Origin of the sequence: Niastella vici, from assembly GCF_002077945.1 — a bacterium.
Classification (GTDB): Bacteria; Bacteroidota; Bacteroidia; order Chitinophagales; family Chitinophagaceae; genus Niastella; species Niastella vici.
In genome coordinates this window covers 97470-120846 of record NZ_LVYD01000052.1, presented here as the reverse complement: position 1 = coordinate 120846, position 23377 = coordinate 97470, and the positions used below count along the sequence as shown (strand labels likewise).

Genomic DNA, 23377 nt, shown 5'->3' with positions numbered 1-23377 from the left:
GACCTTTTTTTATTTTAATTATGTTTCAGCTTACTGCGCCAGTGAGATCCTTATTTGTACGCCCGCCCGGGTGGTTGTGATGGGGGGTGAAGTAGAGATCTTCGGTTCAACCCGCCGCTGTTCAAAATAGAATTTCAAATTAACCCGGTTGCTCACCACATAATCGACCGTGGGGTTAATGGTGATCACTTTTTGTCCGTTCGTTGGCAAGGCCTGTGTTTGGTCCAAACGGCTATTGGCGGTTATGTCGTCCCGTAACCCTACGTCGAGTCTGAAGCTGGCATCGTTCTGCAGCGGTTTTCCTTTGAACTTGATCCACGAGAAGGCGCCTCGTTTTCTGTAGCCGGCTCCAATGGTGAACTCCGTTGAGCGGGATTCACTGAGCTGGAAGTCGATCAAACTTAAGCTAACCGTTCTTGATTTTTTATATTCAAAACGCGCCGTAACCTGGTTGGTGAATTGCATATCAACATCGATCAACGGCACAAACTGCTCGCTGATACTGATATTGGGCACCAGGAAGTAAGGCACAAAGTTACCGGTGAGCGTATCTATAAATGATGGAAAAGCTGCCGAGTCGCGGTACAAAAGGGCCGAAGTAAAGTTGTTCATACTTAACGTACCGGTATAACCGTGCGTAATGGTAAAGTTGGTGAATATCTTTTCCATTCCTTTTATACGCGATAATCCATTATACGTTAAACGCCAGTTGGGTTTGGGCAATATGCCCGAGAATGGATTGGAACGGATATTCGGGTTATCATTTTTGATGAGCGCCACCGAATTGGGATTCTTGCCCGTATAGGCCGCGAGGAACGCGGGCAATAAAACCTCCTGGGCATAACGGCCATAACCGGTATAATAGCCATCGGTTTGGAACTGCTGGCCCGGACCCAATTTTTGCCAGTTGGGGTTTTGCTCGGCCAGGCGCTGTGATAACTGGATGCGATAATCCTGGAATTTCTGGAAGGTACTGGTTACCTCATTGGGTTTAACCGGCGTAAACATGGTCTTCAGGGCAATATAACTTACACTGAAGCTACCCGAAGTGTACGGGTTCAACCGGGCAAAATGGGCGCCGGTGCCTGTAGTGTCTTTGTACAGCTCGCTGTACATTTTACCAAACGTTTTATCGAGCGTAAGATCTATCGTAAGGTCACGTATGGGTATAAGGGTAGCCGTGATGTTCAACCGTTGCTGATAATCCTGCCGGTTCTGGTAGTTGAAATTGGAATCGGCGGTGAGCCAGCCTTTGGAGGCCATCATATTTACAAAGTTGGTATCGGGCTGGCGGCCGAAAATAAATCCAAGACCGGGCGCCATCGATTTAAAGTTCATACCCAGAATGCGGGTGCTATCGGTATAACCATAAATGGTAGCGCTGGCATTTTCGGTATACTGAACATTCACCCGTTTGAGCATGGTGAGAATGCGGCCGCCAAATTTAACCGGGCCGCTTAATTCAAGCGGTGCGTTTTTGTCGCGTTTTTTCTTTTTGCCGGTTGAATCGGTTTTGGCGCCGGGCACCGGTGGTACCGCCGGTGCTGGGGGGGCATCTTCATCAAAGGCCCGCAACAGTCTCGATTTGGAATACAACCGGGTAAAGTCGAGCTCAGCCGTCAGGTTTTTCTGTTGGCTGTTCGATAAGGTGTTTCCCAGTTCCTTTGCCAGCAGTGAAGCTGCCAGCCAGTCGAAAGTGGCGGTATAGCCGGCCCGAACGGTTGTCCAGTCAAGGAATGGTATTTTACTGGTAGGCAGGGTATACGAAACCGTTGCCTTGTGATTGTATTGAATGGTGCGGCCACCTTTCCAGAAGTTATGCCACATCCGTTTTTTCTCCGCTTCACCGAGGCGTCCGCTGTCTTCATCAACCCAGGCCCGGTTCAGGGCAGTGAAATCGAGGTTCAGCGAACGGGTGAAGTCCCAACGCAAATTGTAGGTACGGTCAAACGTAAAGTACTTGTCGTATGTTTCGGGGATGAAGCCTTTGGGCGTACCAACACTGCGGGGGCGGTAGGTGCCGAACTGGCGGTTTATATCGGCCCTGAAGCCAAGCAGCGAAGGCAGGGGGTTGATGTTGAGATCCTTAAAGGCAGCTATCCAGGGCGATTTTGTTTTGATAATGCCCTTTGCCGGCTCCCAGTATTTAGGGGTTGAGGTATAATTATAACCCAACCCGGCCCGGTGCCGTACCACTTCATTGCTTTCGATCAGCGGGTTGTGCTGTTCTTCTTTATAATACGAATAGCTGACGTCGAAGTTCTCAATGCTCCAGATCTGCTGCTTTTTACCGGTGGTATTCATCTTCTTCACATTGGTGAAGTTGACCGTTTTAATGGTCTTTACGTCAACTGCGTCGTTGCGAATAGAATCCTTGGCAGAACCCGATGCGGCCTTCAGTTTATCTTTCAGTTTTATATCCAGGTCGTACGGGTCGTATTCAGGTGTGGTCACCGTTTTTGAATAGCTGGCATACACGGGGATAGAAATACCTGCTTTGGGCGGCAACAGTTTACCCAGCTCCAGGTTGGTAGCTACATCGAGCGAGGTAAAGGTTTCGCGTGAGCGTTCATTTACCCGTTGTTCAATGGTTCCCCAGCCGGCGCTTTTGGCAGTACCCGCAACATACAGGGTTCCCAGGTCGGCCAGTTTAATATCCAAACGGCCGGTGGCTGCCCAGGCGCCATGTTCATCGAGGCCCGACAGGCGAAGTTCGTTGAACCATACTTCTGTACAGGCATCCAAACGGTTCACGTTCTGTACCCCTATGAAGAAGGAGCGTATTTCACCAAGGTTGGGATTACCAAGGATGGCAAATTGCCTTCCATCGCCATCGGTTTCCTGGTAATATTTATACGCGTTACCATTGCTGTTACGCGAAACTTTTAACGTGGTCAACCGGTCGAGCGACAGGTCAAGATTGTTTTTTGCCGGCCATATTAACTCATCATCGGTAGTTCCCCAGGGCGTTATATCGAGTGGGATCTTTATTTCATAAAAGTTACTGATGAGGTCGTTACCCAGGCGCACCACGGCATACAGCTCACCGTTCTTGATATCGCCGCTGCTTTTCACCGACTCGGCATGCACATACATTTGCAATTGTTTGTACTGGCGCAAATCGAGGCTCAGGGTTTTGAAAACACCTCTTGCATCTTTCTGGGCCAGGTTACACACCTGCATGCTCAGTGATTGCTCGTTCTGCAACAGGTTTACGTTGTTGTTGCTCAGCTGTTGCTGACGAATAACACCGGGTGGCGTTTTATAGTTCACCGGATACCGCGAGCTGTTCTCTTCCACATTCACTGCCAGCTGTTTTACTGTTGTAGTGGTGGTGGTAGGAATGGGCACATACTGGCTGGTTGTATCGAGCTGGTAATTGAACTGGCGCCACTGGTTGCGTACCAGTTCCAGTTTGGCAAAACGCAATACCACTGAATCTTCAAAACCGGTAAGGTACATCCTGATAAAGCGAATAGACTTGAAGTCGGGGATGCTGCCTATTTTCTGCTGGTATTCCCTGATGGGAATGCGGAACAGGTACCAGGTTTCGGCAGGGCTGCCGCTGGGTCTTACTTCAATACTGTCGGTAATGTAGTTGGAACCTACGTGCATATTGCCTTTCTTCAGTTCAACGCGGTACTGGAAATATTCTTCCAGTTCGTTCAGCGTATTATCGCGGTTGAATTCTTCCTGGTCGGGATATAAAGTAAAGGCGCTTACAAATTTATCGCCGCTGCCGGCAACGGGTGAGTTGCCTTGCGGGTTGTTGATGTTCTTATAACGGGCAAGAATACCGTCGTTTGAACCGAATTGTGAATTACGGTAGTTGATGTAGTCATCGCTCGAAGGGTCGGCCAATGCCTTTTGATAGGCCTGGCTGCCAATAGCCTGCAGCTGGTTTAAGTATGCCTGGAATTTTATTTGTTCCGCATCATCAACCAAACCGTCGAAACCGGCATCCTGCAGGGGGCGGTCGCCGGGATCGTTACTGAAGGCCTGGGTTACCTGTATGGGGTTGGCCGGAACCTTACCCCAGCGGGTAGCCGTATCTTCGAGGGCGGTGGTAACAGCACCGCTGATACCGTTCTCAAAGAAACGTTTTCCATCTTTCAGCACGTCTTCCGAAATATTACCGAGGTTAAAATACAGTTCACCACCGGTGCTGCCGGGGTTCAGGATGTAGGGGTCCTGTAACCAGAATTCAATGAACTCCACGTTGCCGGTCTCAAAGTCAACCTGGTCAATACCGCGCATGATACCGCCCCAACGGGTTTTGGGGTTCAGTAACCTGCCCGTGGGCGCAATGCTGCCGGTGCGGGCATCGAAGTTATAGGGACCTCTTTCGGTAGGGTAGTAGGCCATGTCGAAGGTGACCAGGCTTCCCTGGCCCAGGTCGGGCGTACGTTGCGGGAAGATGTCGCGCACGTTCACCGAACGTACCCGGGGGTCGTTCAGCAGATTTCTGCTGATGGGGTTGTCGGCGCTTGTCTTGTCCTGCAATACCGGTTCAATGTTATACCAGGCCAGTTTGGCGCGGTTGTAACCATATTCCAGCGAATCGCGTTTATCGGCTTCGGGGAACAGGCCATTATGGGCGGGGGTTGAAGAAAGCCCCCAGCTTACCAGCGGAAAACGCAGGTCAATAGCGTTGCGCGAGCCTTCAAAGTCATCAATGAATACCTGGCTGCTGCTGCCTTTACCAATTTGCGGGGGGTGGCCCGGTTTCAGGTAAGCGGCTTCACCGTAGGCGGTGATGGTACTCATTTCAGTGGTATGGTAAAAGGGTAGTTTGTCTAACCAACTGGTGATGCGGGGTGCCTGGGTCATGTAGTTGAAGTCGACCCCGTACATGGTGTTGCGAATGGGGTCTTCGTTATAGCTGGTCTTGGTAAAGAAGGGGCGTTCGCCCAACCGTACCAGTGAGGCGCCAATGCTCAATTGTTCGCGTGCGGTTTGTTTGGCCATATAATCAAGCCGCAGGCCCATAAAGTTTCGTTGCTGAATACCATAGCCCGCATTGTTCTCAAACTGCACGTTCACCGGCAAACCGGCATTCAGAATGGCCTGGTTTATGATCTTTACCGTACCGAGGTTATAATCTACCACATAGTCCTGGTTCTCTTTCAGGATCTGGCCGCCGGCTGTTACGCTTACCGAACCTTGCGGTACGTTAAAGGCGCCCAGTGAGATCTCGGAGGTGCTTTGGCCTTTTGCATACCCGCTGATGACGTACCGGTCGAGGTTGGCGTAGGTCTTGGCTATTTCCTTGATGGTATCATAAAGCGGGTAGTAAATATATTTTTGAATTATATCGGGTGTACTGCCACTGAAGGCCACTTGCTGCAGGTCGCGCCCGAATGGTTCAAGCATGGGGAAAATGATACGGGCCTGTTGCGATTGTATGGTAAAGCCTTCCAGAAAATCGAATACCCCATCGGGTAGGGGATCGTTGTGGGAGTTCAACCGGTCAAGGTTCAGCAGGGTGAGCAAGGGGGTGCCGGGTCTATCGCCTTCAGGTAAAAAGCGCTTCTGGCCCAGGCTCGGTTCTTCGTATAATACGTTCAGCTTGAAATCGGCTGCCTGTACGCTTGAAAGATAACTTCCGTCTTTTGTTTTCAACGTATACACGTTCTTCATCATCAGGTCCCACAGCGGCAGGTTGGTACGTTGGCTGGTGGCTTTTAACAATTTCAGGAAAAGTACCTTTTGGGTGCCCGCGGCCTTTTGGGTGGTATCGGGTGGGACATCCTGCGAAAATTCACCCACCTGGTATATTTTGCCGTTATAGCTGTACTGGTAAGCTACCCCCAGCACTTCATCGGGTTGCAACGGTTGGTTGATACTCAAAAAACCGATCTGGGGGTTAAAAACGAAGTCACTTGCACTTAGCTTACGGGCAAATGTTTTTTCAAAATCCTGTACTGGGCGCAAACCTAACGACTGCAGCTTGCTGGTAATGTACGATGGCTGCCGGCTGGCGGGGTCTTTGATGATGCGGCGGTACAGGTCGTTGGCATCGTTATAGGGCAATCCATTCCCGTTGCCGGGGTTGGGCTGAGTATTGATACTGTCGTAAGGATGTATTTCAGCAAGGTCCATAAGGCCTACCACGTCGCGGGTTTCGGTGGTAGAACCGTTCCGGTTTGTTACCCATACTTCCATACGGAGGATCTGTACCTGTGAGCTTACCACAGGCAACTTCGACATGGCTTTATTAAAGTTTTTGCGGAAGTACTGGGCTAACAGGAAGTGGCGGTTCTCCTCATAATCATCGGCCTTGAACTCGAAATAGGTGTTGGCCGAACCGCCCTGCAGCCCCAGCGATTGTTTTTGCGAACGCTGGTTGGCGAGCACGCCGGTAATGTAGAGCTTCCCGAATTGCAGCGAGGTTTTTATCCCGAACAATTGCTGGGCGCCGGGTATCAGCGTTCCTTTTGAAGAGAACGAGATGTTACCCGCTTCAATTTTTTTTATGATCTCGTCATCGCTACCGGTGTAATCGAGCTTGAGCTGGTTATCGAAATCGAAATTGGCGAGGGTGTTATAACTGATGGGCAGTTTAAGCTTGTCACCAATATTACCGATCACGCTCAGGTTGGCGTTCATGTCAAAATCGAAACCACCGTTACGGCGGGCCCTTTCGGGCAGCGCCGGGTTCTTGATGTTTTGCCCCTGGTAGCCGGCGATGATATTCACCTCACCCTGGGGTTTGATCTCGATCTTACCGTTCCCGAAAATGCGGTTGAACAGGTTATCGGTCATGGACATCTTAGGCTTCAGCATTTTGCGGTTAAGCCCACTGAGAATATTCGATCTTTTCTTGAAATAATCCGTTTCCTGTTTTCGCGCCTGATAAGCCATGAACTCTTCAAAGGTGAGATAGGTAGGTTTACGATAGTAAAAGTTGCCTATCTTTTCAATGATGTAGTACTGTCTTGTTTTGGGATCGTAAATGATGGAATCCTGGATGTTGGCCGGGTCGTTCAATCCAAGCGAATTCCGTTCAGGAAAGGTAAATTTATCGCCCCGCCGGTCGTGCAGGGGATATTTCAGTGTGTCAATGGTGCTTTGTGGTTTGCTGGTATCCTGCCAGGGCGCATAATTAGCCTTAGCGGTTGAACTCAATGCAACGCACACGGCGATTAACACAGGTGTTATCCGGTTTCTGTAAAGTGCAGGTAACAATCTTCTCTAAAGAATTAGTTAGGTAGAGTTCCGACCGATAGGCTTAAATGGTTTTTAAAGCTTTCTTAATAATATCTTCAACTGCACTAAGAGAAGGTTCCGCTTTTATGACACGTTGAATGGCCTGTTCGGCTGAAGACCGGGCTATTCCCAGTGCAATCAAGGCATTTAACGCATCGTGTTCCAACGTATTGTTTATCAAGGGCGAAATATTTAGGCCTGGCTTGGTTTTGCTGAGTTTATCCTTCAGCTCCAAAATGATACGTTCGGCCGATTTTTTTCCGATCCCCTTGATGGCTTCCAGTTGTTTGGTATTGCCCTGAACAATAGCGCGCGACAACTCATCGGGTTTCAGGGAAGACAGCATCATTCGTGCAGTAGCTGCACCCACACCCGAGACGCTCACCAATTGCAAAAACAGTTCCTTTTCTGCCACATCATAAAAGCCATACAGCGTATGAGCATCTTCTTTAATGTGCAAATGTGTATATAGCAGTCCATTGTCGAGCGACTGAATGTGAGAAAAAGTATTGAGACTTATTTGTAACTCGTATCCCACACCGTTGGCTTCTATATGAACAACGGCGGGCGTTTTTAATACGAATTGTCCTCTTACAAATGCGATCATGTTACGAAAATAGGGAAAGGATTCTGCTTTATCGTTTGAAGTTTGGGGTTTGTGAATTTTTAGCAGGCGCTTATTTGGCTGCACTTTTTGGGGTATATAACAATTACTTAATGAATGCGTTATAGTCATCAGGCAAGGGTGTAAGTGAGGTGTAGCCCCAACACAGCAAGGTGCAGCCGGTAGAGAGTACGGGTATACTCCGGTAAAACCAGGGGTGTACTAAGGGGCATGGTAGCGAACTACACCCGAATACCTGGCGAATTCCCTGCGAACCGCGGGTGTAACTGGTAACCGGGTTTATATTATCTTTGCCAGCTTATTTGCCCTATTGATAGCGACTTTGTTCTCAAAAATGATTCAATATCAAACTTGTATAATAGAAGCATGACGCAAAAAATTACTGCTGCCATCACAGCTGTTGGCGGCTTTGTTCCTGAAGACAAGCTGACAAATGCAGACCTCGAAAAAATTGTAGATACCAACGACGAATGGATCCGGAGCCGTACCGGTATTGAAGAAAGAAGAATCCTGAAAGGCCAGAAAGGTACCTCAGACCTCATTGTTCCGGCCGTAAAACAAATATTAGAGAAAAGAGGCATAACCCCCGATGAGATCGATGCCCTGGTGATAGGAACGGTTACACCCGACATGATGTTCCCTTCCACTGCCAACATGGTTTGCTACAAGGCAGGTCTTAAGAATGCCTGGGGGTACGACCTGCTGGCAGCCTGCAGCGGCTTTCTGTATGCCCTTACCACAGGTGCCATGATGATCGAAAGCGGCCGCTATAAAAAAGTGATTGTGGCCGGGGGCGACAAAATGAGCTCAATTGTTGACTACAGCGACCGTACCACCTGTATCATCTTTGGCGATGGCGCCGGCGCTGTATTGCTGGAAGCCAATACCGAAGGGTACGGCGTGCTGGATAGCATTTTGAGAAGCGATGGGGCCGGTTGTGCGCACCTGCACATGAAAGCCGGCGGTTCATTACGCCCCGCTTCGGCCGAAACAGTTGCCAATAAGGAACACTACATTTACCAGGAAGGACAGCCGGTATTCAAGGCAGCCGTAAAAGGCATGGCCGATGTTAGCGCCGAGCTGTTGGAAAGAAATAAACTCACCGGGGCCGATATTGCCTGGCTGGTTCCGCACCAGGCCAACAAACGCATCATTGATGCCACTGCCGATCGCATGGGCCTTACCCACGATAAAGTGATGCTGAACATTATGCGTTATGGCAATACCACCGCAGGTACTATTCCTTTATGTTTATATGATTGGGAAAGTCAGCTGAAGAAAGGCGATAACATTGTACTGGCTGCGTTTGGCGGCGGCTTTACCTGGGGCGCCACACTGGTGAAGTGGGGGTACTAAAAAGTTCGTAAGTTATTCAGTTAGTTAATGGGCTAATGCATTTCGGGGCTCGCTATTAATAGCGGCATGCCTGAATTTGCGGGCTTACTATATTACTATAATGGCCGGTAACATCTGTGATGTTACCGGCTTTTTTTATGTTGTAAAGTTGAAACCTGTTAACTTCGAACACATGGCAAAGAAAGAATTCCCGTATACAGGCTTTACCTCACTGGCAATACATGCCGGCCACGAGCAGGACCCAAACTATGCACACCTGACACCTATTTATGCTTCCTCCACATTTGTTTATGACACTGCCGAACAGGGCATGCGCCGATTTAGCAAGCAGGAGGAAGGCTATATCTACAGCCGTTGGGGCAATCCCACTTTTACCGAGGCCGAAAAAAAGATCGCGGCCATGGAATGCTTTGGCGTAACCGATGCCGGCGGCAGGCCGTTAGTGACAAAAGCATTGCTCCATGCATCGGGTATGGCGGCCATCACCACTTTGTTTTTATCGAACCTGAAAGCCGGTGATAAAATTCTCTCGCATTACTCCTTATACGGCGGGTCGCAGGAAATGATGGATAAGATATTACCCGGTCTGGGTATTGAAGCCGTGATCGTCGATTTGCGCGATCTGAATAAAGCAGAAGCAGCATTGAAAGCAGATCCGCAAATAAAAATGATGTATCTCGAAACGCCGGCTAACCCCACGGTGCAATGTGTAGATATTGAGGAACTCACCAAACTGGCGAAGCAATACGGCAAAATAGTGGCCTGCGATAACACGTTTGCCACACCGTACCTGCAACAGCCATTCCGGTTCGGGGTTGATTTTATTATACATTCCACTACCAAATTCCTGAACGGTCATGGAACGGCGGTAGGCGGGGTGTTCATTGGCCGCGATATTGAATTCATGAATACGCGGGCGGCTAAAACCTATCAATTGCTGGGCGGTAACAGCAACCCGTTCGATGCGTTCCTGCTTATCAATGGCATGCGTACGCTCGAAGTGCGAATGGAACGGCATTGCCACAACGCCACCGAGATCGCTAATTACCTCGAAGGGCATGCGGCTGTTTCAAAAGTGAACTATACCGGGCTTCCATCGCATCCTGATTTTTATATTAGCTCCAAACAAATGCGGCATCCCGGCGCCATCATGAGCATTGAGCTCAAAGGTGGTCTGCAGGCTGGTGTTAAAATGATGGACCGCCTGCAATTGTGCACGCGCACTGTATCGTTGGGCACCTGCGATACCTTGCTGTGCCACCCCGCATCCATGACGCATTACGGGGTGCCCAAAGAACAACGTGAACGGTATGGGATTACGGATGGGCTTATACGAATGAGTATCGGTATGGAGAATGTGCAGGATATTCTCATCGATCTGGAGCAGTCGTTGAAGGGTTTGTAGTTGACAATGAACCTAATCTTAACTGAAATACAATGAAGGCTCTTTTCTGGTTAATGGCCGGTTGCATAGCTGTAACAGGTAGCGCATGCAAATTATCGTCGGAAAACAAATTCGATTGTATCATCCGGAATGGGATGATCTATGATGGCAATGGCAAAATGCCTTACAAGGGCGATATCGCTATCAATGCCGATACCATTGCATTTATCGGCGACCTCAGCGGCGCCCATTCACAACAGGTGATCGATGCCAAAGGTATGGCCGTAGCGCCCGGTTTCATCAACATGCTAAGCTGGGCCAATGAATCATTATTGCTCGATGGCCGTTCGCAAAGCGACATTCGTCAGGGGGTTACCCTGGAGGTAATGGGCGAAGGGGAGAGTATGGGCCCGCTGACGCCGGCCATGAAAAAACAAATGGAGCAATACCAAACCGACATTAAATACAAAGTAAACTGGACCACCCTGGGCGAATACCTGAATTACCTGCAACAAAAAGGCGTTAGCTGCAATGTGGCTTCATTTGTTGGCGCCACTACGGTTCGCCGTTATATTGTGGGCGAAGATAACCGTGAGCCAACAGCCCCGGAGTTAGACAGCATGCGAAAACTGGTTGCACAGGCTATGCAGGAAGGCGCGCTGGGCGTTGGCTCTTCCCTCATATACCCGCCGGCCTTTTTTGCCAAAACCGATGAGCTGGTTGAATTGTGCGATGAAGCGGCCCGCTATGGCGGTTCTTACATCTCACACATGCGCAGCGAAGGCACGCAGTTGTATGAAGCGGTGGAAGAACTGATCGATATTGCCAAACGCGCACACATTCATGCCGAAATATATCACCTGAAAGCGGCAGGTAAAACCAACTGGTATAAAATGGACAGCGTGATCCGCCGTATTGAGCGCGCACGCGCCGAAGGACTGAACATAACGGCCGATATGTACAACTACCTGGCCGGTGGAACGGGCCTCACTGCCTGCTTACCACCTGCTTTACAGGATGGTGGATTTGGAAAAATGCGTGAGCGTTTGCAGGACCCTGCCATTCGCAAGCAAACCCTTCACGACATGGTTACGCCAACTACCACCTGGGAAAACTTTTATGTGGCGGCCGGTTCGCCCGATCATATTTTGCTGGTTGGCTTTCGACAGGATAGCCTGAAAAAATACATTGGAAGATCATTGAGTGAAATAGCCGGCATGCGGCACGCTTCACCGGAAGAAACGGTGCTTGACCTCCTTGTGCAGGATAGCTCCCGCATAGAATCTATTTATTTCCTGATGGATGAAGCCAATATTAAAAAGCAACTGCAATTACCCTGGGTAAGCTTTGGCAGTGATGAAGGTTCTTTTTCGCCCGAAGACGTTTTTTTGAAATTTAATTGTCATCCCCGGGCTTATGGCAACGTAGCCTGTTTGCTGGGAAAATATGTGCGCGACGAAAAAGTGTTATCATTAACAGAAGCCATTCGCAAACTCACGAAGCTGCCGGCAACCAATTTGAAGATCGAACGCCGCGGTGAGCTTAAAGCCGGTAATTATGCCGATGTGGTTATTTTTGACCCGGCCACCATACAGGACCATGCTACTTATGAAAAGCCGCACCAGTTTGCCACTGGTGTTCAGCAGGTGCTGGTAAATGGCGTACCCGTGTTTACAAATGGAAAACATACCGGCGCCAAACCCGGCAGGTTTGTAAAAGGACCGGGAGTAAGAAAGCAGATAATTGATTGAGTTAATTTTGTAATATATTAAAACAACAATGGAAATAAGAATTCGACGTGCTGTAAAAGAAGATTGTGCCCGTTTACTGGAACTGATCAATGAACTGGCGGTGTATGAAAAAGCCCCCGATGAAGTCACTGTTACACTGGAACATTTTATTGAAAGCGGTTTTGGCGCCCAGCCGGTTTGGTGGGCTTTTGTGGCCGAAGCCGATGGACAGGTAGAAGGATTTGCCCTTTACTACATCAGGTACAGTACCTGGAAGGGGCAGCGGATGTACCTCGAAGACCTGATCGTTACGGAAAAAATGCGGGGTAATGGATTGGGCAAAATGCTGTTCGATCAATTGATAACAGAAGCTAAAGCTCAGCAATTCAATGGTATTGTATGGCAGGTGCTTGAGTGGAATGCACCCGCTATCAATTTCTACAAAAAATACAAAGCGCAGTTTGATCCCGAGTGGATCAATTGCAGCATCACTGTGTAGGATTTTGAGATTTCGGGATTTAGGGATTTTGAGATTTTTCGGAAAGTTCAAACCAGGGGAAATCGCAAAATCTCTAAATCTAAAAATCAGAAATCGATCTCCTGGTTCGGTCCCCAACCTCCGTTTCCTGCCCAATTCTCAAATCCAAATTCCCCCTGCACCCAAACTTTTTCCTCAATTATTTGTAACTTGTTAAAGTTATCCGGGTTGCCTTCTCCCTGTGATTCTGATTTACTTTCTTTATATTTTAATTAGGATATTTATATCGGATATTGGTCACATAGAAAAACGTTCAGTTTCTTTTATGAAAACGCTTGTTGCAGGGACTGCAATTTTTATAGGACTTACTTTAATTAGCTGCAGAAAAGAGCATGATGCTGTTAGCCGTGAAGTAAAGAATGATACGGCTGCCAACATTGCCCGTGATATTTACCTGTGGTATGATCATATCCCTTCTTCATTCGACGCTCATACCTATACCGATCCTAACGGCGTAATGGAAGGCATCAGGACCTTCAGTTCAGAACCCGGGTTCTCTATGCCCGTTGACCGTTGGAGTTTTGCCATCTTGAAATCTGATTGGGAGAAGCTGAGCACCGGCATTGGTGGCGATTTTGGATTGAACATCTTTTTCTATACCAATAACGATCTGCGGGTATCGTATGTAGAAAAGGAATCTCCCGCGGGCAAAGCTGGTATCAAACGCAGCTGGCACATTAAGCAGATCAATGGTGATGCCAATATCACCGCGGCCAATGCCACCGCAATTATTCAATCAGTATATCAAAGCAATACCGGAACTTTTTTATTTGGCCGCCCCACAGGGTCCGATACTACTATTACTTTAAAAGCGGCTTCTTATAAAGAACATCCCCTGTTATTCGATACTGTATATAATACCGGCAGCAGCAAGACCGGTTATTTTGTATTTAATTCTTTCCTTGGCGATACCAATGAGATCAAAAATGAATTTGTACGCATCTTTGACCGGTTCAGCAATGAACAGGTGCAGGATGTGGTAGTAGATCTCCGGTATAACGGCGGGGGCTATGTGGCGGTGCAGAATTTGCTCGCCAATTACCTGGTGCCCACTGCCGGCGATCATGGCGTTATGCTAACGGAAGAATTTAACAACCACTATTCCTCCTATAATGCAACGGAGAACTTTGCCAAAAAGGGAAACCTCAACCTGAGCAGGCTTTTCTTTATTGTAAGCCAGAATACTGCATCGGCCAGTGAATTGCTGATAAACAGCCTGGTGCCTTATATGGATGTACAGCTGATTGGTCCTACCCATACCCACGGCAAGCCGGTTGGTTTTTATCCTATTTCTGTATTCGACTGGTATGTTTTCCCGGTTTCCTTCCGTACGGTGAACAAGAACGGGGAAGGGAATTACTTTAATGGATTGACCCTGAATTACCAGGTAGCGGATGGGTTAGATAAGGACTGGGGCGATGCCCATGAAACCTGCCTGAGCTCTGTTCTTAGTTATATAAATAGTGGCAGTTATGCCCGCCTGGGTTTTACGGTAGAACAACGTGCCGGGTTAACCGAAGAAGTGCTGCACTCGAATGTTCGTTTGGGCGAACCAAAGTTTAAAGGAATGATCAGGTAGCAAGTAACATAAGGAACTGTAAACGGGTCAATGTTAAAATATGAATGAGTTGCAAGTTTCAGGTTACAAGGGAGAACTGCACATGCCCTGGAACCTGAAACCTGTAACAAAACAAAAGTGGATCATCGATAACGGTGATCCACTTTTGTTTTAGGGGCAGCTTTTAGCTCAAAACTAACTTACTCCATCCGTAGTAACTTTCTTGTCGATCTTGCCAATAAGACCTTGCAGAACCTTACCGGGGCCGCATTCTGTAAAATGGGTGCCGCCATCGGTGATCATCGTCTTGATGCTCTGCGTCCATTTTACTGCGCTTGTAAGCTGATCGATCAAATTTTGTTTGATATCTTCCTTGTTGCCTACCGCTTTCGCCACAACGTTTTGATAAACAGGACAATTAGGATGATAGAAGGTCGTAGCGTCAATAGCTTTTGACAATTCGGATTTGGCTGATTCCATTAAAGGTGAGTGAAAGGCGCCGCTTACCGGTAATACCAGTGCCCGTTTGGCGCCGGCGGCCTTCAGGCGTTCAATAGCCACTTCAATACCTTTTATGCTGCCGCTGATCACCAGCTGGCCCGGGCAATTATAATTGGCCGGCACAACCACCTCATTGGTTTCGTCCTGTACCAGGGCGCAGATCTCTTCAACTTTGGCATCTTCAAGACCCAATACGGCCGCCATGGTAGATGGATTTGTTTCACAGGCTTTTTGCATGGCCTGTGCCCTGATGCTTACCAGTTTTAATCCATCTTCAAAGCTCAAAACGCCATTTGCCACCAGGGCCGAAAATTCACCCAATGAATGACCGGCAACCATTTCGGGGCGTGCATTATCAATACTTTTAAAGGCAATAACAGAATGAAGAAAGATGGCGGGCTGTGTTACCCTGGTTTGCTTCAGATCTTCTTCACTGCCGTTAAACATGATATCCGAAATACGAAACCCCACGATCTCATTCGCCTGTTCAAATAATCTTTTCGCAAAAGCGCTGTTTTCATAATGGTCTTTTCCCATCCCCGGAAACTGGGACCCCTGTCCCGGGAACACAAAAGCATGTGTCATAATGTAAAAAGGGGTTTAAAAAACAAAAATGCCACAAAGGTTTTAACTATCCAAAAAAGAAGTCCCCGTCCGGGGCCCTAAGGCTGAAATAAAAAATTGGAAAATTCATAAAAAATCAAAGGGCAGGCGACCGTGCCGCCCACCCTTTGTTTTATGAGATGCTTTTATGTCTTACAAGTTTCCTGATTCCAACGTGTTACCGCCAATTTAGCGCTTCCAGCCCCCCTGTTAATGTAACCTGGAAGAGATCAATTTGGTAAACTCGCTTCTGGTCTCGTTCTTCTCAAATTCGCCCCAGAAAGCCGAAGTGGTGGTCACTGAATTTTGTTTTTGTACGCCCCGCATCATCATACACAGGTGCGATGCTTCTATAACTACCGCCACGCCAAGTGGTTGCAGGGTTTCTTTGATGGCGTCGAGTATTTGGGTGGTAAGCCGTTCCTGAACTTGTAACCGCCGGGCATATACATCAACTACCCGGGCCAGTTTGCTTAAACCGGTAATATATCCATTAGGGATATAGGCAATATGCGCTTTTCCGAAGAAAGGCAGCAAATGGTGTTCGCACAGGCTGTACAATTCAATATCCTTTACCAGGATCATTTCACTTACATTCTCCTTGAACTTGGCCGAATTTAAGATAGCCCTGGCATCCATATCGTATCCCTGGGTCATATATTGCATTGCCTTGGCTACTCGCTCCGGCGTTTTCAGTAAGCCTTCGCGTTCCGGATCCTCGCCCAACAATGCCAACGCTTCCCGGTAATGGTGGGTTAAGCCCGGCATGAGCTTATCTTCATAGTGTTCAATTTTTTTGTAAGCCATTTCCGTTGATTTAGTTTTTTATTGGTTAATGCGGAATGTTTGCTGATATCCAATCTCTATTATTCACCGCTTACTCTGCCGGATATTCTACAAAATTCCTTTCTGTTTCATACAATCGTACCTGCAAGTCGAGCCCGGCATCAATTTGCGCACGCAAGAGATCATAGATCACCAGGCAAATATTTTCAGCTGTTGGATTGAGCTTTTTAAAATATTCAGTATCGAGGTTCAGGTTTTTATGGTCGAATTTTTCCAGCACATGGTCCCTGATCAACTCGCTTAATATTTTCATGTCCATCACATAACCCGTTTCCGGATCAGGTACGCCGGTCACTTTCACAATCACCTCATAATTATGACCATGAAAACTGGGATTATTACATTTCCCAAACACGGCATCGTTCTTAGCCATATCCCAGGCAGGATTATATAAGCGGTGGGCCGCATTAAAATGTTCCTTACGGTAAACAGCTACTTTTTTGCTCATGTTATTTAAGATACAAAGTAAAAATGCTTTTTATCATTTATAAGTCGTCTGCCCGACATTCAATATTCTGAAGATACAGGGTCGCTCCAATCAGGTTGCCTGCCTTACCCTTAAATTGTATGAAGCATAAAATATAACAGGCTGTGGTTGTGATTGTTTGGGTTGGTTACCGGCTATTCGCCGAAATACTCCACGAATATACGGGGAGTTTCATACAATTTAATCCCATGTAATTGTACCCCGGCCGGTAACTGGGGTTGCAATTGCTTCCAGATCGCAATGGCCAGGTTCTCGGTTGAACAAAGCTGGTCCTTCATAAACGGTACATCCACATTAAGGTTCTTATGGTCAATATGTTCAATTACATACTGATTAATGATGCGGCTCAATTCCTTTACATCACATACAAAACCGGTATCCCGGTTGGGCCGGCCTTTTACGGTAACATATAATTCGTAATTATGGCCATGCCAGTTCTGATTAGCACATTTTCCAAAGACCTGTTCATTCTGCTCCTGGCTCCAGTTAGGGTTGTACAGTTTGTGGGCGGCGTTAAAATGTTCAACACGAGTCAAATACACCATTGTTGTCACGAAAATTTGCCGCAAAGGTAATGCTTCTCCATTTTATAGCAGGAAGGAACCGGGATGGGGGCGGCACTCCCCCCGACCAAACAGGAAAACCCCGGACCGGGGAACTAAAAACGCCGTACTGTGTACTACAAACTTTCTTTTCTTTGCACCATGGAAATTTTGCTAACGGCCGCTACGAATTTCGAAATTCAACCTACAATTAATTATTTGGCAGAAAGGGATTGTTTAATTGGCAGGAACCGCTTTGATGTGCTGATCACCGGCATTGGTACTATGAGCACGGCCTACTGGCTAACCAGAACCATTCTCAATCGCCGGCCCGATATGCTTATTCAGGCCGGTGTTGGCGGCAGTTATGATACTGCCTTTCCGCCCGGCAGCCTGGTACTGGTGAACGAAGAAGTGACCGGCGACCTGGGGGTCGAAGAAAACAATGAGTTCAAAGATATCTTTGATATGGGCCTGCCGCAGATTACCACTCCCTATACGGGTAAAAGCCTGGTGAATAATAACTCAGCATTATTACGGCAATACAACCTGCCGATGGTAAAAGCCGTCACTATCAATGAGATCACTACCCGCCGGGAACGCATCGGGCAATTACAACAAAAGTATCAGCCGGTTGTTGAATCGATGGAAGGTGCTGCATTCCATTATATAGCACTGAGTGAAAAAATTCCATATATACAATTGCGCGCCATTTCAAATATGGTAGGAGAGCGTGACAAGTCTAAATGGAAGATGAAAGAAGCGATTCAGCTGTTAAATGAAAAGCTAATTGAGATAGTGAATAGCGATTTGGGATAAGAAGGAGTTGCAAGTTTCAGGTTTCAGGTTACAAGGGAACCCCTGGCAATTGGTAAGCGGCAACCTGAAACTTGTACCCTGTAACTGATCTTTTAAAAATAAAAGCACATAATTCAAACATAATGGAACTTACTCTTGGCTTTTCTCCCTGCCCCAACGATACGTTTATCTTCGATGCCCTGGTAAACAAAAAGATCGATACCGATGGTATAACGGTACAACCGGTGCTTGAAGATGTACAAACGCTCAACGAATGGGCGCTGCAGGGCCGGCTCGATGTTACCAAGATCAGTTATGGCGTATTGCCGTTGTTGCTTGATAATTATATTGTTTTGAATGCCGGCGGCGCCCTTGGCAAAGGCGTTGGGCCCCTGTTAATTACGAAAAAGGGAGGCGCTCAATCTAAAGACGTGAATGACATGACCATTGCCATTCCCGGTGAGCATACTACTGCCCATATGTTATTCTCGCTGGCTTATCCCCAGGCTGCCAAAAAGAAATTCATGGTTTTTTCTGCCATTGAAGATGCTGTGTTGAGTGGCGAAGTGGATGCGGGTGTCATCATTCATGAAAACCGCTTTACTTATCAGCAAAAGGGTTTGCATAAACTGGTTGACCTGGGCGAATACTGGGAGCAAAAAACCGGTAATCCCATTCCGCTGGGGGGCATTGTAATGAAAAAAACATTCCCCAGCGCCCTGCAGCAAAAAGTAGACGCCATAATTAAACGAAGCCTGGAGTACGCATTCAAAAATTACCCATTGATAACAGATTATGTAAAACAGCATTCGCAGGAAATGAGTGAAACGGTGATGCGGCAGCATATCGATCTGTATGTGAATAACTATTCTTTGCAATTGGGACCCGATGGCAGAGCCGCTGTAAATACTTTTCTGGATATTTACGAGCAATTAAAACAGGTAAAATCAAAAACAGAAAATATCTTTCTGGCAGTTTAGGAATATGGTATGCCCTTTGCTGAATTTCCGGGATGTAAAATGTGAATTGAACCCGGGTGCCTGATCTGTAAAGCGAGTGCTGTACTGTAAAAGTAATTATATGAAAAATGTTTCCCTTGGTTTAGCTCTCCTGACATTGTTTTCCTGCGGCAGTATTAGCCAAAAAAACAAAGGCAAAAAGTTTTTTGCAGAACTTTTGCAAGATGTGGATAAAGTGCAATTGAAATTCTTTAACCACGGCGATACACTTTCTGAAACCATTACAGATCAATCGGAAATAAATATCTATAAAGAGCTGATCAATGGAAAACGCGATCCCAAGCAAAAGATCAAATGCGATTCTACCGGTCAAATACTTTTCTTTAGCAAAAATGATATTATCCTGAATGCCTTTTTTTCGTCCCGGGCATCGGGCAGCAAATACGACAAGGCCTGTGTTACCTACTCCCTTGAACCAGACAATTATGGTTCTGCATTAACAGTGCGCTCGGGGCAGGATATCGACGATTACTACTACAAACTGCGCAGTACTGCAATAAGAATGGCGCAGCAGTAAAACATATTGAAGATGAATTTTGAAAATCGAACCTGTTAACGGTTCGATTTTTTTTGCTGGTAAGCCGGAACTGTTTAAATTCGCTGCCCCATTTCCGTGGGGTGTCCCGGCAAAGGTCGGGTTCCTTTCTGCACGCTGCCCCTTCTTTATCAGCCTCTGCTCCTCCCGTCTACGGGATCTTAATCAATTCGCTGATATTAAAAAATAATCAATTATGCAACCTTTCCCCGTTGTGTGTTCCACGCTGTCGGCAACACATTTGGCTGTGTACCTGCAACAGCAATATCATTTAGGAGCTGGCACTACCTGCCGTTTAATACGTGCCGCCATCAATCATGTTTACCTGGTAACAGATGGTAAGCAGCAATATGTTTTCAGGTTATACAGTTTAAACTGGCGATCCGAAACCGAGATCACTGAAGAGCTTAAACTGTTGGACCTGTTAAAAGAAAATGGCATTCCTGTTTCTTTCGCCCTGCCCGATCCGCAGGGTAATTATATTCAACAACTACCGGCGCCTGAAGGTATGCGTATGGGCGTGTTATTCTCGTATGCAAAAGGAGAAAAGACGCTGAGCTTTTCTGAAACGCTTCATCATAAGCTGGGCGTAATTATGGCCCGTATGCACCAGGTAACGAAGGACCTGGTAATTGAACGGGTTCGATACACGCCACAGGTGCTGTTGATGGATTCATTTGAGTTGATAAAGCAATATTTATCCATTGATACAGAAGAAATGCAATGGATGTACCGGGTGCAGCGGTATATGTTACGGCAATATTATAACGCACCCGCGCATTTGCTTCGAAAAGGGGTAGTGCATCTGGATATCTGGTTCGATAACATGAATATTCACAACAATGAAGAGGTGACCATATTTGATTTTGATTTCTGTGGCAATGGCTGGCTGGTGCATGATATTGCCTATTACATGTTACAGCTATTCAATACCGAAAGAGAGCCAGGACAATATGAATTAAAGCTGGAACACTTTTTAAAAGGCTACGAATCTGTTACGCCCATTTCCGAAGCAGAAAAGCAATTGATACCTGCTGCCAGTATAAGCCTTTTATTCTTTTACCTGGGTGTGCAAAGCCATCGTTTTGAAAACTGGACGAATACTTTCCTGAATGAAACGTATTTGAAGCGGTATATCAATGTGTTTATAAAAAAGCTGTACGATCATTGGCAGTTGCCCGCCATTGAAGTTTAGCGCTGCAGCGCTTTCTTATATACTTCCAAACAACGCTTGCGGGCTGTTTCATGATCAACAATAGGAGCGGGGTAGTTTGATCCCTCAAATTCAGGCACCCAGTTTTTGATATATGCCAGCTCGGGGTCAAACTTTTTTGTTTGTAAATATGGGTTGAAAATCCTGAAATAGGGTGCAGCATCACAACCGCAGCCGGCTGCCCATTGCCAGTTGCCATTGTTACTGGCCAGCTCAAAATCGAGCAGCTTCTCGGCAAAATAGGCTTCGCCCCAGCGCCAGTCGATCAGTAAATGTTTGGCCAGAAAGGAGGCGGTGATCATGCGCACGCGGTTGTGCATAAAACCGGTGGTATTTAATTCGCGCATACCCGCATCAACGATGGGGTAACCGGTATTGCCCTGGCACCAGCGGGTAAACTCCTCTTCATTGTTACGCCATTTTATAAAGTCATATTCCGCTTTAAAGGCCTTGCCCTTTCCTACATGCGGAAAATGCCAAAGGATCATTTGAAAGAAATCGCGCCAGATGAGTTCGTTCAAATATGTTTCATTGAGCTTAATGGCTTTTTGCGCCTGTTGCCGCACACTGATGGTGCCAAAGCGCAGGTGAACGCCTAACCGGGTGGTGCCTGCGATGGCCGGTAGATCGCGCTGTTGGTCGTATAGTTTTATGATCTTATTATCAACAGTGGCCGACGGAAAGGAGTCCCCTGTTTTGGTAAACCCTATAGCTCGTAATGAAGGCACCGCTTTGGCTGCCAGCTGATGAAAGTTGCTGAAATATTTTTCAGTGGGATAAGTTTTCAGATAGAACTTATTCAACGTGGCCTTCCATTTTTTGCTGTATGGAGTGAACACCGTATAGGGCCTGCCGTCATCTTTCACCACTTCCTGTTTTTCAAAGATCACCTGGTCTTTATACGTGTGAAATGACACCTGGTGCTGTTCTAAAAACCGGGCAATGCTTTCATCTCTTTCGCGGGCATAGGGTTCATAATCGTGGTTGGTGAAAACTTTGCCGATGGTATATTGCTGAATCAGTTTTTTAAAAGCGTTGAGGGGTGTATCGTGATATACGATCAAAGAGGAACCTGATTCAATCAGCTGTTGTTGCAATTGTGTTAATGCCTCATGAATGAATTCAACCCGCCGGTCGGCCCTGGCCGGCAGCTGAGTTAAAATATTTGTGTCGAAGATAAAAATGGGCAGAACGGGGTTGTCGCTTTTCAAGGCATGGTAAAGCCCTGCATTATCATGTAACCGCAGATCACGGCGAAACCAAAAGATGTTGACAGCCTGGTTCTTACCCATTGTTCAGCGGTTTTATAAATGCTTCGTATAAACCTGCTACAAATTGATTGCCATACACCTTGTTCCTGAACTGCTTTACCCATCGTATACCATACAGGGCATTGGTAAGAAATACCTCGTTGGCGGCTTCCAGTTCTTCGGGCGTACAGATCTTTTCCTGGATGGCATAGCCTGCTTTGGGTAATTCGTTCAATAAAAATTTTCTCATTACGCCTGCTATACCGCCTTCAGATAAAGGTGGCGTATAGATCGTGTTTTGATGTAAGCGAAAGATGTTGGCGATGGTACCATCGCAAATGCGGTTATGGGTATTCATCACCAGGCATTCGTTCAACTGATGTTGACGGGCGTATTGGGCCGCTATTACGTAGGGCAGGTAATTGTTCGATTTGATGTTTGACAGTTGATCGCAGCTTTTCTGTATACCCGGACAAATATCAATGCTATAACCGGTGTCATTGAGTGCGAGATAGTCGCTGGCCAACGGTTCAGCCTGAATGATGATGGATGCATACGGGTCTTCCGTGGCAAACAGGCTGCCGTTGCCCCGGAAAATAGTGATGCGTATGCGTGCTGCGCCGGGAATATTATTGCGGCCGCAGAGGTCAAGAATTATCTGGGTAAGGTAATCGGCGGTGTAATGTTCGGGCAGTTGAATGTTCAGAACCGCCAGCCCCTGGTTCAGGCGCTCCTTATGCAGATCGAAAAGGGGCATTTTACCATTAACCACTTTAATGGTCTCAAACAAACCATCACCAAAGCGCAATCCCCGGTTACCGGCTGATATGATGGGTGTATCGGCCGGAATGATCTCTTCATTGTAAAACAACCAGTTGTTCATGGGGTGAAGTTCTGGAAAGAATACAAATGATCAAAAAGTCGTTGGGTAGGGAGCGATTGTTGGGTGGGAATATGGTGGGTCGATAGTGTATTTTACAGGATTATTGCAAGGGCTTTACCAGGAACTAAAAGGGACTTCATAAGGAGTTTTTCCCTGTAAGCTCCCTGTTAGGTCCCTGCTATGTCCCTGTGAGGCCCTTGTAAGAGCCAATAAATTATGGGCAATGTATCATTATTCTACCCAAAGGTTTCGGGCAAAAAAAATCCGAAAACAGTGTACCTGCTTTCGGACTTTTACAGA

17 protein-coding genes are annotated in these 23377 nt (G+C 47.0%); 9 read left to right on the top strand and 8 right to left on the bottom strand.

Going from position 1 to position 23377, the window contains the following annotated elements; translation table 11 throughout:
• Nucleotides 1-30 precede the first annotated feature (30 nt).
• Nucleotides 31-7128, bottom strand: a complete 7098-nt coding sequence (sov, locus tag A3860_RS21610) for a T9SS outer membrane translocon Sov/SprA (RefSeq protein ID WP_245843585.1) — start codon at nucleotides 7126-7128, stop codon at nucleotides 31-33.
• Nucleotides 7129-7231: 103 nt separating this feature from the next.
• Entirely contained in the window at nucleotides 7232-7816 is a 585-nt protein-coding gene (ruvA, locus tag A3860_RS21605; protein ID WP_081149729.1) for a Holliday junction branch migration protein RuvA, read from the bottom strand.
• Nucleotides 7817-8200: 384 nt separating this feature from the next.
• On the opposite strand from ruvA, the gene A3860_RS21600 reads away from it, so the two are divergent.
• The 5 genes from A3860_RS21600 (at nucleotide 8201) to A3860_RS21580 (ending at nucleotide 14421) form a co-directional block, all read left to right on the top strand.
• Nucleotides 8201-9190 (top strand): beta-ketoacyl-ACP synthase III, encoded by a 990-nt coding sequence (locus A3860_RS21600; protein WP_081149726.1) that lies wholly within the window; start codon nucleotides 8201-8203, stop codon nucleotides 9188-9190.
• A gap of 172 nt (nucleotides 9191-9362) precedes the next feature.
• A complete protein-coding gene (locus A3860_RS21595; protein ID WP_081149860.1) occupies nucleotides 9363-10595 on the top strand; it encodes a trans-sulfuration enzyme family protein in 1233 nt (410 codons plus the stop codon).
• Nucleotides 10596-10627: 32 nt separating this feature from the next.
• Entirely contained in the window at nucleotides 10628-12325 is a 1698-nt protein-coding gene (locus A3860_RS21590; RefSeq protein ID WP_081149724.1) for an N-acyl-D-amino-acid deacylase family protein, read from the top strand.
• Nucleotides 12326-12353: 28 nt separating this feature from the next.
• The gene (locus tag A3860_RS21585) at nucleotides 12354-12803 is read left to right on the top strand and encodes a GNAT family N-acetyltransferase (protein WP_081149721.1); all 450 of its coding nucleotides are present in this window, start codon (nucleotides 12354-12356) and stop codon (nucleotides 12801-12803) included.
• 304 nt (nucleotides 12804-13107) lie between these two features.
• Complete coding sequence (locus A3860_RS21580; protein ID WP_081149719.1) at nucleotides 13108-14421, top strand: S41 family peptidase; 1314 nt, start codon at nucleotides 13108-13110, stop codon at nucleotides 14419-14421.
• A gap of 174 nt (nucleotides 14422-14595) precedes the next feature.
• Here the strand turns inward: A3860_RS21580 and fabD are convergent, their stop codons facing one another.
• The 4 genes from fabD to A3860_RS21560 form a co-directional block, all read right to left on the bottom strand.
• On the bottom strand, nucleotides 14596-15486 hold the full coding sequence (gene fabD / locus A3860_RS21575) for an ACP S-malonyltransferase (protein ID WP_081149716.1): 891 nt from the start codon (nucleotides 15484-15486) through the stop codon (nucleotides 14596-14598).
• 228 nt (nucleotides 15487-15714) lie between these two features.
• Nucleotides 15715-16311 (bottom strand): GTP cyclohydrolase I FolE, encoded by a 597-nt coding sequence (gene folE / locus A3860_RS21570; protein WP_081149713.1) that lies wholly within the window; start codon nucleotides 16309-16311, stop codon nucleotides 15715-15717.
• A 70-nt stretch (nucleotides 16312-16381) separates the two neighbouring features.
• Complete coding sequence (locus A3860_RS21565) at nucleotides 16382-16798, bottom strand: 6-pyruvoyl trahydropterin synthase family protein (protein ID WP_081149711.1); 417 nt, start codon at nucleotides 16796-16798, stop codon at nucleotides 16382-16384.
• Between the two features lie 173 nt (nucleotides 16799-16971).
• Nucleotides 16972-17382: a 6-pyruvoyl trahydropterin synthase family protein gene (locus tag A3860_RS21560; protein ID WP_081149708.1), complete on the bottom strand. Its 411-nt coding sequence runs from the start codon at nucleotides 17380-17382 to the stop codon at nucleotides 16972-16974.
• 129 nt (nucleotides 17383-17511) lie between these two features.
• On the opposite strand from A3860_RS21560, the gene mqnB reads away from it, so the two are divergent.
• From mqnB to A3860_RS21540, 4 genes are all read left to right on the top strand, one after another.
• Complete coding sequence (gene mqnB / locus A3860_RS21555) at nucleotides 17512-18198, top strand: futalosine hydrolase (RefSeq protein ID WP_143774210.1); 687 nt, start codon at nucleotides 17512-17514, stop codon at nucleotides 18196-18198.
• Nucleotides 18199-18320: 122 nt separating this feature from the next.
• Nucleotides 18321-19157, top strand: coding sequence for a 1,4-dihydroxy-6-naphthoate synthase (locus tag A3860_RS21550; protein ID WP_081149703.1), 837 nt, complete (start codon nucleotides 18321-18323; stop codon nucleotides 19155-19157).
• 100 nt (nucleotides 19158-19257) lie between these two features.
• Nucleotides 19258-19713: a hypothetical protein gene (locus A3860_RS21545; protein WP_081149701.1), complete on the top strand. Its 456-nt coding sequence runs from the start codon at nucleotides 19258-19260 to the stop codon at nucleotides 19711-19713.
• A 214-nt stretch (nucleotides 19714-19927) separates the two neighbouring features.
• Nucleotides 19928-20926 carry a phosphotransferase gene (locus A3860_RS21540; RefSeq protein WP_081149698.1) on the top strand — a complete coding sequence of 333 codons (999 nt, stop codon included), beginning with the start codon at nucleotides 19928-19930 and terminating at the stop codon, nucleotides 20924-20926.
• On the opposite strand, the gene A3860_RS21535 is transcribed toward A3860_RS21540, so the two are convergent.
• Together A3860_RS21535 and A3860_RS21530 are read right to left on the bottom strand one after the other, a co-directional pair.
• Nucleotides 20923-22236, bottom strand: coding sequence for a cryptochrome/photolyase family protein (locus A3860_RS21535; RefSeq protein WP_081149696.1), 1314 nt, complete (start codon nucleotides 22234-22236; stop codon nucleotides 20923-20925). The genes A3860_RS21540 and A3860_RS21535 overlap by 4 nt on opposite strands.
• Nucleotides 22229-23077 carry an aminotransferase class IV gene (locus A3860_RS21530; RefSeq protein WP_081149694.1) on the bottom strand — a complete coding sequence of 283 codons (849 nt, stop codon included), beginning with the start codon at nucleotides 23075-23077 and terminating at the stop codon, nucleotides 22229-22231. The genes A3860_RS21535 and A3860_RS21530 overlap by 8 nt, the downstream gene beginning before the upstream one ends.
• Between the last annotated feature and the right edge of the window lie 300 nt (nucleotides 23078-23377).